This window comes from Pseudomonas sp. AD21, assembly GCF_002878485.1.
In the GTDB taxonomy this organism is placed as follows: domain Bacteria; phylum Pseudomonadota; class Gammaproteobacteria; order Pseudomonadales; family Pseudomonadaceae; genus Aquipseudomonas.
The window spans coordinates 1-12,171 of the sequence record NZ_NQYG01000103.1 but is presented as its reverse complement, the minus strand read 5'-3'; the positions used below and the strand labels follow the sequence as shown (position 1 = coordinate 12,171).

9 protein-coding genes and 1 pseudogene are annotated in these 12,171 nt (G+C 61.4%); 8 read left to right on the top strand and 2 right to left on the bottom strand.

From position 1 onward, the window contains the following. Nucleotides 1–40: 40 nt before the first annotated feature. Nucleotides 41–994 carry a glucokinase gene (locus PseAD21_RS28635; RefSeq protein WP_102359070.1) on the bottom strand — a complete coding sequence of 318 codons (954 nt, stop codon included), beginning with the start codon at nucleotides 992–994 and terminating at the stop codon, nucleotides 41–43. Further along, nucleotides 991–2,817: a phosphogluconate dehydratase gene (gene edd / locus PseAD21_RS28630; RefSeq protein WP_102359069.1), complete on the bottom strand. Its 1,827-nt coding sequence runs from the start codon at nucleotides 2,815–2,817 to the stop codon at nucleotides 991–993. Before edd ends, PseAD21_RS28635 begins: the two co-directional genes overlap by 4 nt. A gap of 220 nt (nucleotides 2,818–3,037) precedes the next feature. On the opposite strand from edd, the gene gap reads away from it, so the two are divergent. From gap to PseAD21_RS30410, 8 genes and pseudogenes are all read left to right on the top strand, one after another. Next, on the top strand, nucleotides 3,038–4,039 hold the full coding sequence (gene gap / locus PseAD21_RS28625) for a type I glyceraldehyde-3-phosphate dehydrogenase (RefSeq protein ID WP_102359068.1): 1,002 nt from the start codon (nucleotides 3,038–3,040) through the stop codon (nucleotides 4,037–4,039). A gap of 189 nt (nucleotides 4,040–4,228) precedes the next feature. Then, the gene (locus PseAD21_RS28620) at nucleotides 4,229–4,756 is read left to right on the top strand and encodes an RNA polymerase sigma factor (protein WP_102359067.1); all 528 of its coding nucleotides are present in this window, start codon (nucleotides 4,229–4,231) and stop codon (nucleotides 4,754–4,756) included. A gap of 109 nt (nucleotides 4,757–4,865) precedes the next feature. Next, complete coding sequence (locus PseAD21_RS28615) at nucleotides 4,866–5,831, top strand: FecR domain-containing protein (protein WP_102359066.1); 966 nt, start codon at nucleotides 4,866–4,868, stop codon at nucleotides 5,829–5,831. Nucleotides 5,832–5,953: 122 nt separating this feature from the next. Continuing rightward, the gene (locus PseAD21_RS28610; protein WP_102359065.1) at nucleotides 5,954–8,539 is read left to right on the top strand and encodes a TonB-dependent receptor; all 2,586 of its coding nucleotides are present in this window, start codon (nucleotides 5,954–5,956) and stop codon (nucleotides 8,537–8,539) included. A 113-nt stretch (nucleotides 8,540–8,652) separates the two neighbouring features. After that, complete coding sequence (locus PseAD21_RS28605) at nucleotides 8,653–9,249, top strand: biliverdin-producing heme oxygenase (RefSeq protein WP_102359064.1); 597 nt, start codon at nucleotides 8,653–8,655, stop codon at nucleotides 9,247–9,249. 166 nt (nucleotides 9,250–9,415) lie between these two features. Then, a complete protein-coding gene (locus PseAD21_RS28600) occupies nucleotides 9,416–9,805 on the top strand; it encodes a YbaN family protein (protein ID WP_102359063.1) in 390 nt (129 codons plus the stop codon). A gap of 333 nt (nucleotides 9,806–10,138) precedes the next feature. Next, nucleotides 10,139–11,434, top strand: a pseudogene (locus PseAD21_RS30415) (cache domain-containing protein); the annotation flags it as partial. A 150-nt stretch (nucleotides 11,435–11,584) separates the two neighbouring features. After that, the coding region (locus PseAD21_RS30410) for a methyl-accepting chemotaxis protein (protein WP_371859113.1) at nucleotides 11,585–12,171 on the top strand (587 nt) is incomplete at its 3' end.

The following is a 12,171-nucleotide window of genomic DNA, read 5'->3' as shown; positions in this document are numbered from 1 at the left end:
GTCACGGGCTGCATTCCCACGCGGAGCGTGGGAACGATCCTCAGCCAGCTTGTTCGAGGGCCACACCGGCGCCCATCAGGCCGGAATACGGCGCTGTCACCAGCCACACCGGTATGCCTTTGAAGTAATCGCTCATGCAGCCCTTGTCGGCGAAGCTGCGGGCAAAACCGCTTTCGAGGAAGAAGTCGGCAAAGCGTGGAATCACCCCACCAACGATGAACACCCCGCCACGACCACCGGTGGTCAGCACGTTGTTGCCCGCCACGCGGCCGAGCCAGCAGCAGAACTGCTCCAGCACCTCCAGGGCAATCGGATCCCCCGCCAGACCGGCCGCGGTGATCGCTTCAGGTGTGTCGAGTGTCGGCTCATGCCCGTCCACCGCGCAGATCGCCCGGTAAACCCGTGGCAGACCGCCGCCGCTCAACGCGGTTTCCGCGCTGACGTGGCCGATTTCGTTGTGGATGTGCTGCCAGAGTTGCGTTTCTCGCGGGCTGCTCAGCGGCAGATCGACGTGACCGCCCTCCCCCGGCAGCGCGGCAAAACGACCTTCGCCCAGATCCAGCAAGGTGCCGACGCCCAGGCCTGTGCCCGGGCCGATCACCACCGCCGGGCGCAATGGCTCCGGCGTGCCTTCGCAGACCACGCGGAATTCGCCGGGCTGCAAGCGGGTCATGCCCAGCGCCATCGCCGAGAAGTCGTTGATCAGCAGCAGTTGCTCGACCTGCAAGGTCTTGCAGAACGCCGTGCGGCTCAGGCGCCAGTGATTGTTGGTGAACTTGAATTCATCACCACTCACCGGCCCCGCCACCGACAGGCATACCGAGCCGATCGCACCCGGCGCCAGACCAAGGCCGCTCAGGTACAGGCTGATCGCCTGTTCCGGGCTGGCGTGGTCGGCCGTGGCCAGCACCTGAACCGATTCCAGCTGCTGGTTTTTCCACAACGCGAACCGCGCGTTGGTGCCTCCGATATCACCGACCAAAGCCAGTTTCAATTAAGCGTCTCCAGGGCAGAAGTGAAGGCGCTGGCGCCCTGCTCCGCCGAGCTGAAGGCCAAACGCATGAAGCCAAACAGTTCGCGACCGCTGCCGATGTTGTTGCCCAACAGGCCTTTGGCGGGTTCGCGCGCTGCGAATTCGGCGGCGTCGACCTTGAGTTCCAAAGTGCCTTTGACGCCATCGACGCGGATGATATCGCCCTCTTGCACCCGCGCCAAAGCACCACCGACATAAGCTTCAGGGCTGACGTGAATCGCCGCCGGGATTTTCCCCGAGGCGCCGGACATGCGCCCGTCAGTGACCAGCGCGACTTTGAAGCCGCGATCCTGCAGCACGCCGAGGAACGGCGTCATCTTGTGCAGCTCAGGCATGCCGTTGGAGCGCGGGCCCTGGAAGCGCATCACCGCAACGAAATCCTTTTCCAGCAGGCCAGCCTTGAACGCATCAGCCAGATCCTGCTGATCCTGGAACACCATGGCCGGCGCTTCGACGACCTGGTTTTCCAGGGCCACGGCGGAAACCTTCATCACGCCACGCCCGAGGTTGCCTTCCATCACCCGCAGACCGCCCTCGGCCGAGAACGCTCGGGCGACCGGACGCAGGATGTTTTCGTCGAGGCTTTCGATCGGGCCTTCGCGCCACACCAGCTCACCGTTATCGAGGAACGGCTCTTTGGTGTAACGGCTCAGACCATGACCGAGCACGGTGTTGACGTCTTCGTGCAGCAGGCCGGCTTCGAGCAGTTCGCGGATCAGGAACGACATGCCGCCCGCCGCCTGGAAGTGGTTGATGTCGGCCTTGCCGTTCGGGTAGACGTGGCTCAGGGTCGGCACGACTTCGGAAAGGTCGGCCATGTCCTGCCAGGTCAGTTGAATGCCCGCCGCCATGGCGATGGCCGGCATGTGCAAGGTGTGGTTGGTCGAACCACCAGTGGCGTGCAACGCGACGATCGAGTTGACCAGCGACTTCTCGTCGACGATCTCGCCGATCGGCATGAAGTTGCCGTTCTGCTTGGTCAGGCGCGTGACCTGATGCGCGGCTTCGCGGGTCAGCGCGTCACGCAGCGGAGTGTTCGGGTTGACGAAAGACGCGCCCGGCAAGTGCAGGCCCATGACTTCCATCAGCAACTGGTTGGTGTTGGCGGTGCCGTAGAAGGTGCAGGTGCCCGGGCTGTGGTAGGACTTCATCTCCGATTCCAGCAGCTCTTCGCGGGTCGCCTTGCCTTCGGCGTACTTCTGCCGCACGTCGGCTTTTTCCTTGTTGGAAATCCCCGAGACCATCGGCCCGCCCGGGACGAAAATCGTCGGCAGATGACCGAAGCGCAGCGAGCCCATCATCAGACCCGGGACGATCTTGTCGCAGATGCCCAGCATCAGCGCACCGTCGAACATGTTGTGCGACAGCGCCACAGCGGTCGACAGGGCGATCACTTCGCGGCTCGGCAGACTCAGTTCCATACCCGGCTCGCCTTGGGTCACGCCATCGCACATCGCCGGCGTACCGCCGGCGAACTGGCCGACCGAGCCGATTTCGCGCAGGGCATTCTTGATCTGTTGCGGGAACACTTCGTACGGCTGGTGCGCCGAAAGCATGTCGTTATACGAAGAAACAATGGCGATATTCGCCGAGTTCATCATCCGCAGGCTGTGCTTGTCTTCGCTGCCACACCCGGCCACGCCATGGGCGAAGTTGGCGCATTGCAGCTTGCCGCGCATCGGCCCATCAGTGGCGGCGCCGCGAATCAGTGCAAGGTAAGCCTGACGCGTGGCGCGGCTGCGGGCGATAAGCCGTTCGGTGACCTCAAGAACGCGGGGATGCATGTGTAGAACTCCAGGCTAACGGATGTGGCGACCTGATTGTCTATGCTGATCAAACGCCGTTGTTGTTGGAATGACAGACGGTTTTTTTGACCATTCGGACCAGTTGATTCAGGTCACTCGTTGTAGATAAAACAAAATATTGCCACTAAAAAGGCTTGTTTTCTATTTTTATGCGAATAATCTTGTAATTCCAACAACAAAACGACGGCGGCGCTGTTTAATGACTCTTCGAATCGCAATCAATGGTTTTGGCCGCATCGGCCGTAATGTCCTGCGCGCACTGTATACCCAAGGCTATCGACAGGATTTGCAGATCGTCGCCATCAACGACCTGGGCGACAGCGCCATCAACGCCCATCTGCTCAAGTACGACACCGTTCACGGTACATTCGACGCCGAAGTGGCCCATGACAATGAGAGCCTGACGGTCAATGGCGACCGTATTTCGGTCAGCGCCATCCGCAATCCGGCCGAGCTGCCATGGGCCGCGGAAAAGATCGATGTAGTGTTCGAATGCACCGGCCTGTTCACCGACCGCGCCAAAGCGGCCGCGCATATTACTGCCGGCGCCCGCAAAGTCATCATCTCGGCACCGGCCAAAGGCGCCGACGCCACCGTCGTTTACGGCGTGAACCACGACATTCTGCGCCAGTCGCACCAGATCATCTCCAACGCTTCGTGCACCACCAACTGCCTGGCGCCCGTGGCGCAGGTGTTGCACCGCGAGCTGGGGATCGAAAGCGGCCTGATGACCACCATTCATGCCTACACCAACGACCAGAACCTCACCGACGTCTACCACACCGACCCGTACCGCGCGCGTTCGGCCACGCAGAACATGATCCCGAGCAAGACCGGCGCCGCCGAAGCGGTGGGCCTGGTGCTGCCGGAACTGGCCGGCAAACTGACCGGCATGGCCGTGCGGGTGCCAGTGATCAATGTGTCGCTGGTGGACCTGACCGTGCAGTTGAAGAAAGAAGCCAGCGCAGAAGAAGTCAACGCGCTGATGAAGGCGGCCAGTCAGCACTCGAAAATTTTGGGTTACAACACGTTGCCGCTGGTTTCCAGTGACTTCAACCACAACCCGCTGTCGTCGATCTTTGACGCCAACCACACCAAAGCCAGCGGCAAACTGCTGAAAGTGCTGGCCTGGTACGACAACGAATGGGGCTTCTCCAATCGCATGCTGGATAACTGCCTGGCGTTGTGTAACGCCGAGTAATCCCCTGCTTTTCTGTAGGAGTGAGCCTGCTCGCGATTGCAATCTGTCAGTCACAAATGTTGTGGCTGATCGACCGCTATCGCGAGCAGGCTCACTCCTACATGTTTTGTGCTGTATTCAAAATCAGGGCTTGACCATTCGACTGGATGATAAGCATTATCATTCGCTCGAAATGGATCAGGTTCCCCCGTGAGTCAATCGCGCTTCAACCACGTCTTCCTCTCTCAGCGCACGTCCCTGCTGCGCACGATCGAGCGGATGGTCAACAACCACAGCACCGCCGAAGACCTGCTGCAGGAAACTTACCTGCGCGTGACGCGGGCGCTGAGCGAGCGCGCCATCGATCACCTTGAACCCTTCGTGTTCCAGACCGCGCGCAATCTGGCGCTGGATCACCTGCGTGCGCGCAAGATCCATTCGCGGACTATGGTCGATGACGTGCCGCAGGACGTGGTGCACAGCGTCGCCGCCCCCGCCAGCAGCGCCGAAGACGCCGCCCACGCCGAACAATTGCTGGAGCGCCTGAACGTGAGCCTCAGTCAACTCAGCCCGCGTCAGCAGCAGATTTTCATCCTCAGCCGCCTGCACGGGCACAGCTACCAGGAAATCGCCGACGAGCTGAACGTGTCGCTCAGTACCGTGCAGAAGGAACTCAAGCTGATCATGTCGATCTGCATCGGTGTCGCCGAACGGCATGACGGCAGCGGCAAGCTGTGAGCTTCGAGCGGCAAGCCGAAGACTGGAAGTCCCGACGCGGGAACGAGCTTTAGCTTGCAGCTTGTAGCTTGAAACTTGAAACTGCTTTGCAAAAGCTCGAGGACACACCGTGACGGACACCCACCGCTCGCCTTCGCCCGACACGGCGCAGGACGCCGCCAGTGCAATGGACCAGGCTCTGGACTGGCTCATCGTGCTCGGCAGTGCGGACGACGAGCAGACCCGGCAATTTCACGCGTGGCTGGCGGCCGATCCGTTGAATGCCGAGGCGTTCGCCAAGGCGCAGGCCATCTGGGATGGGCCGCAGGTGGTGCAATGCGCGCAAAGTCTCGCCGCGAAGCCTGCGAAAGTGACCTTGCTCAAACGTCTGCGTCCGCACTGGAAACCGTTGGCTACCGCTGCGGTGCTGGTGCTCGGTCTGTTCAGTTTCAGTAACCTGCCGATGCGTATTCAAGCCGATCACCTGACCGTGGTCGGCGAGCGCCAGCGCCTGCAACTGGAAGACGGCTCCAAGGTGTTGCTCAACACCAATTCGGCATTCTCCAGCACCATCAATGAGCGCCAGCGCGTGGCGCGGTTGTACCAGGGCGAAGCGTTTTTCGAGATTGCCGCCAACCGTGGCCAGCCGCTGGAAATCGACGCCGGTCCGGTACAGGCCAGCGTGCGCGACACCGCGTTCGCCGTGCGTTATCTGGATGGCGTGGCGCAGGTCAATGTGCAGCGCGGCGATGTCGATCTGCGCGCCACGCACAACGACGCGCGGGTACGCTTGTCCGCCGGCGAAAGCATCCGCATCGGCCCCAACGGTTTCGACCGCCCGGCCAAACTCGATACCGCCACGGATCTGGCCTGGGTACAAGGTCGGTTGATCTTCGAGAACTGCCCGCTCGACAAGGTGCTGGCCGAACTACGCCGCTATTACCCGGGCTGGATCATCAACACCAACGAGCAGTTGGCCGACGTCAACGTCACCGGCAACTACCGCCTCGACCAGCCGCTGGACGTGGTGCGCTCCCTCGCCCACATCACCTCGGCGCGCCTGCAGGAATTCCCGGCGCTGGTGATCTTGAACTAAATGAGAATTATTTTTACTCGATAGCCGAATCCCGTTCGTCTCGTTATAGCCAATGCAATTGATTCGCATCTTCTGACGCGAATCAGCACCTATAAAGATTCGTGCGACACGGAGCGCTATCGATGTCCTCTCGCCTTACCCGCCAGACTGCTTCCCCTTCCCGCGTATTGTCGCTGCTGACGGCCGCCATCCTGATGGCCGGCACCGCACCGCTGATGGCTGCCCCCGAACAGCCGGCGCGCAACATGGGTGATTATTCGTTCTCTATCGGCCAGCAACCGCTGGTGTCGGCACTCAATGCCTTCACCAGCGTGACCGGCTGGCAGGTCGGCTTGCCGGCAGAACTGGGTCAGGGCGTGTCATCGCCAGGCGTGCGCGGTTCGCTACCGCCGGAAAAAGCCCTGGAGCGCCTGTTGGTGGGGACCAACCTGAGCTTCCGCAAACTGAGCAACAACAATGTGGTGCTGGAGAAGCGCACCACCAGTGGCGCACTCAATCTGGATCAGGTGACCATCAGCGCCACCCGCCAGGAACAGTCGATCAACAGCGTGCCGGCCACCGTCACCGTGCAGACCCGCCAGGACCTGGACCGCAACAACGTCAACACCATCAAGGATCTGGTGCGCTACGAGCCGGGCGTCTCCGTCGGTGGCGCCGGCCAGCGCGGCGGGATCAGCGGCTACAACATTCGCGGCATCGACGGCGACCGCATCCTGACCCAGGTTGATGGCGTCGAAGTACCGGACGGTTTCTTCAACGGCCCGTACGCCAAGACCCAGCGCAATTACGTCGATCCGGAAATCGTCAAACGCGTGGAAATCCTCCGTGGTCCGGCCTCGGTGCTGTACGGCAGCAATGCCATCGGCGGCGCCGTCAGCTACTACACCCTCGACCCGGACGACATTATCAAGCCCGGCAAAGACGTCGGCGCCCGCCTGAAAACCGGCTACAGCTCCGCTGATGAGAGCTGGCTGAAATCCGCCACCGTCGCTGGCCGTGCCGAGCAGTTCGACGGTTTGCTGCACTACAGCCAGCGCGACGGCCACGAAACCGATTCCTACGGCAGCAACAACGGCACTGGCCTTGAGCGCACCGCCGCCAACCCGGAAGACGTCAAAGCCACCAACGTGCTGGCGAAGATCGGCTGGAACTACAACGACGATTCGCGCCTGGGCCTGACCTACGAAAAGTACAAGGATGATCGCGACACCGATCAGAAAAGCGCCTACGGTGGCCCGTACTTCAACGGCGCTCCGACCATCCCCGACAGCATGCTGCCCGGCGGCATGTACCAGTGGCGCACCGGCAACGACACCATCACCCGTGAGCGCTTCGGCATCGAACATCGCTTCGCCCTCGACAGCCTGCTGGTCGATAACGTGAAGTGGAGCCTCAACCACCAGATAGCCAAGACCGACCAGAGCACCGAAGAGTTCTATTACCCGATGTCGCGCAAAGTCTTGCGTACCCGCGACACGATCTACGAGGAAAAGCAGTGGGTATTCGATGCGCAACTGGACAAGGCGTTTGCCATTGGTGACACCGATCACGTGCTGACCTACGGCACCACGATCAAACAGCAGAAAGTCACCGGTTCGCGCAGCGGCGACGGCAAGTGCCTGGCGATCGGCCGTGGCTGCACTGCGATCGGTGCCACCAGCGCAGCGGATGTGCTGAAGAAGTCCAGCGACTTCCCGGACCCGACCATCAACACCTACAGCCTGTTCGCCCAGGATCAGATCAGCTGGAACAAGTGGACCTTCCTGCCGGGCCTGCGCTACGACTACACCCAGCTCAAGCCGCACATCACTCAGGAATTCCTCAACACCGTGGCCGCCGACGGCAACGGCACCGTCAGCGACGAGAACAAGACCTGGCACAAAGTCTCGCCCAAATTCGGCCTGACCTACGCCCTGACCGACAATTACACCTGGTACGGCCAGTACGCCGAAGGTTTCCGCACGCCGACCGCGAAAGCGTTGTACGGGCGCTTCGAAAACAGCACCACCGGTTACAACGTGGCGCCGAACCCGAACCTGGAACCGGAAAAAAGCAAAAGCTATGAAACCGGCCTGCGCGGCAACTTCGAGCAAGGCTCGTTCGACGTGGCGGTGTTCTATAACAAGTACCGCGATTTCATCAACGAAGACGCCGTCACCCCTGGCTACGACGAACTGACCTTCCAGTCGAGCAACATCAAGCACGCGACCATCAAGGGCGCCGAAGTCAAAGGCCGCTTGAATCTGGACGCGTTCGGCGCGCCGCAAGGCCTCTACACCCAAGGCTCGATCGCCTACGCATACGGTCGCAACAACGATAACGGCGAGCCGCTCAACAGCGTCAATCCGCTGACCGGCGTGTTTGGTCTGGGCTACGACCAAGACAACTACGGCGGCCTGCTGAGCTGGACCGTGGTGAAGAAAAAGGACCGCGTCGACGACAGCAACTTCAAATCGCCGGATGGCGTCAGCAGCCAGTTCAAGACCCCGGGCTTCGGCATTCTCGATCTGGCCGGCTATTACAAAGTCACCGACGACGTCACCGTCAGCGGCGGCATCTACAACCTGACCGACAAGAAGTACTGGCTGTGGGATGACGTGCGCGGTTACGACAGCGTCGGCGAAGCCTCGGTGACGCAACCGGCCAACCTCGATCGCCTGACCCAGCCGGGCCGCAACTTCGCGATCAATCTGGTCTGGGACATCTGATCCGGACAGCCCTGCGGCGCGCCTGTTCATCAGCGCGTCGCGGGGCTTTTTTTACCGTCCGGCACTTGCCCGTTCGTCTCGTTATCAAGCGCCTCTTTTATCAAGGACATCTCATGACCACTTCGGAAAAAACCCTGCGTTCACAACGCCTGAACCAGATCACCCACGAGCCGCACAGCAAGCTCGACGCACTGGTCAAAGCCCATGCGCCGTTCGAAACCCGCGCCAACTTCGCCCGTTTCGTGGTGGCGCAGTACCTGTTCCAGTCGGAGCTGGTTGACCTCTACAACAACGCCGAACTGACTGCCATCGTCCCTGACCTGCCGGCCCGTTGCCGCGCTGAAGCGGCCAAGGCTGACCTCGCCGATCTCGACACCGAAGTGCCGGCGCCGGTCGCGGGCGCGGTGAAAAACCCGAGCAAGGCTCGTGCCCTGGGCTGGATCTTTGTTTCCGAAGGTTCGAAGCTCGGCGCGGCGTTCCTGATCAAACGCGCGGTGGCCCTGGAGCTGAGCGAAACCTTTGGCGCCCGTCACCTGGGTGAGCCAGAAGGTGGCCGTGCCGAGGGCTGGAAGAACTTCGTGCGTACCCTCGATTCGCTGCAGTTCAGTGCTGAAGAAGAAGCTGAAGTCGAGCAAGGCGCGATCGATGCGTTCAACCGCTTCACCGTGCTGCTGGAACAGGCTTACGCCACCGAAGCCGAACCGGCCTGACACACCACAAATCCCACCTGTGGGAGTGAGCCTGCCCGCGATGGCGTCCTGTCATTCAACATGAATGTCGACTGATACACCGCCATCGCGAGCAGGCTCACTCCTACAGGGGAACGCCGTAAGCCTGTAAGATTCCCATCCCGCTTCAGAAGCAACCGCTGAGCCCATGCCGCAACCCGCCACCTCAAAACTCGCCCGCCTGCTGTTCGGCCTGCTGGCCTACGTCAGCCTCGGCATCGGCCTGATTGCCATCGTCGTGCCCGGCTTGCCGACCACCGAGTTCATCCTGCTCGCCGCCTGGGCCGCGACCCGCAGCTCGCCGCGCCTGAGCGCATGGCTGGAAAACCATCGGCTGTTCGGGCCGATCCTGAGCAACTGGCGCAACGGCAAGATCATCGCGCGCAAGGCCAAGGTCAGTGCCACGATCAGCATGCTGCTGTGCGCGACGTTGATGCTGGTGATGCTCGATCACGGCTGGCCGGTGTATCTGGCGATTGCCGGGATGACCCTCGGCAACCTGTGGATCTGGTCGCGCCCGGAATCTATTTCTGTCTAGTCCAAACCGAGTTTCTGTGTGAAGCGCTTTTGTGGCGAGGGGATTTATCCCCGATTGGCTGCGAAGCGGCCACCAATCAGACATTCGCAAGGTTTCAGTTTCAGACTGGTTCTCAGGTGTTGGGTCTGCTTCGCAGACCATCGGGATAAATCCCCTCGCCACAGGAGCCCCCTCCCCTTGCTTCACCAAACAGGTTATTCAACGTGCTGAAACTTCCCTGTAATTAATCGCCTTTTCAGCACAATCTCCTGCGCAAACGTTTAGCGCTGACCGTTCGTCGGCAAACACCTCATGCGCCCTCGTCCGACGCCGATGAGCATTGAATGGCGCTGAATGGATTTGGCGAACCGGTTACTCCGCCCGGGCCACCTGCTCATTCATTCACGAGATCGCCCCATGTTCGACTCTCTCTCCATTCGCCTGAAAATCGTCCTGCTCTCCGGCCTGTGCCTGCTCGGTGTGGTCGCGCTGATCGTCGGCATGAACATTTACCAGACCAACCAGAACGACGATCTGGTCAGCGACTCCAGCAGCAAGATGCTCACCGCCAGTGTGCAGAACCTGTTGCAGGCCAAGGCTGCCGAGCAAGCAGTGCGGGTGCAGAAGACTTTTGGCGAAAGCCTGACGGTAATCACCGCCCTGGCCGACCAGATCAAGGACATGCGCGTGTTGGCCGCCAAGCGTTCGCTGGACGCCGGCGCCCTGCGTGAAGAGTTGAACCAGAGCCTGAAAACCGCGTTCGAGCGCAATGACAAGGTGCTCGGCATCTGGCTCGCCTTCGAACCCAACGGGCTGGATGGCAAGGACAGCGAGTTCGTCAACGACGCCGCGCGCCAGTCCAACGAAGCCGGGCGTTTTGCGAGTTACTGGAGCCGCGCCGCCGGCTCGGCGCTGAACACGATCATGGTCGAAGAAGACATGACCAAGACCACCCTCAGCCTCAGCGGCACGCCGTATAACAGCTGGTACACCTGCCCTCGCGACAACAAGCGCACCTGCCTGCTCGACCCGTATGCCGACACCGTGGGCACCAAGGAAATGTTGATGACGACCATTTCCGTGCCGCTGATCGTCGACGGCAAGGCCATCGGCGTGGTCGGTGTCGACATCGCCCTCGACGCCCTGCAAGCGGCAGCCGTGGAGTCCCAGCGCACCCTGTTCAACAACGCCGGGCACATGCTGATCGTCTCCGGCAGCGGCGTGCTCGGTGCCGACAGTTCCGACGCGACCAAGGTCGGCAAGAAAATCAGCGACACCCTCGGCGCCGATGGCAAGGACCTGCTGCAACTGGTCAGCAGCGGCACACCGAAAATTCTCGAACAGGGCGACCTGATTCGCGCCGTGTACCCGGTCGATCCGATTGGCAGCTCGCGGGCCTGGGGCGTGGTCATCGACCTGCCGAAACAGGTGCTGCTGGCCGACTCGGTCAAGCTGCAAGCGGTGCTCGATGATGCCCAGAAAACCGGAGTGATCACTGCGCTGCTGGTGGCGATCGCCGCCGGTCTGATCGGCCTGCTGCTGATCTGGCTCACCGCGTCGGGCGTGACCCGGCCGATCAACAGCGTTGCCGACATGCTGAAGAACATTGCCAGCGGTGAAGGTGACCTGACCCAGCGCCTGAACTACAGCAAGCAGGATGAACTGGGCGAACTGGTGAACTGGTTCAACCGCTTCCTCGACAAGCTGCAACCGACCATCGCCCAGATCAAGCAGAGCATCACCGAGGCCCGTGGCACCGCCGACCAGTCTTCGGAAATCGCCCGCCAGACCAGCGAAGGCATGCAGGTGCAGTTCCGCGAGATCGACCAGGTTGCCACCGCCTCCAACGAAATGAGCGCCACCGCCCACGATGTCGCCAACAGCGCATCGAACGCGGCCAACGCTGCCAAGGGCGCCGATCAGTCGGCCAGGGACGGCATGTCGATCATCGAGCGCAGCACCCGCGACATCAATCAACTGGCTGATGAAGTCAGCAAAGCCGTGACCGAAGTCGAAGCGCTGGCGGTCAACAGCGAGCAGATCGGCTCGGTGCTGGAAGTGATCCGCAGCATCGCCGAACAGACCAACCTGCTGGCGCTCAACGCCGCCATCGAAGCGGCTCGCGCCGGCGAGAGCGGGCGTGGTTTCGCGGTGGTGGCCGATGAAGTGCGCAACCTCGCCAAGCGTACCCAGGATTCGGTGGAAGAAATCCGCATCGTGATCGAGCGTATCCAGACCGGCACCCGTGGCGTGGTGGCGACCATGCACTCGAGCCAGACCCAGGCGCACAACAACGCCGGGCAGATCCGTCAGGCGGTGGATGCGCTGGGCAAGATCAGCGATGCGGTGACGGTGATCAGCGACATGAACCTGCAGATCGCCAGCGC

Coding starts and splice junctions, on each gene's coding strand:
- edd (WP_102359069.1), bottom strand. CDS start 2,817: ATGCATCCCCGCGTTCTTGAGGTCACCGAACGGCTTATCGCCCGCAGC.
- gap (WP_102359068.1), top strand. CDS start 3,038: ATGACTCTTCGAATCGCAATCAATGGTTTTGGCCGCATCGGCCGTAAT.
- PseAD21_RS28610 (WP_102359065.1), top strand. CDS start 5,954: ATGTCCTCTCGCCTTACCCGCCAGACTGCTTCCCCTTCCCGCGTATTG.
- PseAD21_RS28605 (WP_102359064.1), top strand. CDS start 8,653: ATGACCACTTCGGAAAAAACCCTGCGTTCACAACGCCTGAACCAGATC.
- PseAD21_RS28600 (WP_102359063.1), top strand. CDS start 9,416: ATGCCGCAACCCGCCACCTCAAAACTCGCCCGCCTGCTGTTCGGCCTG.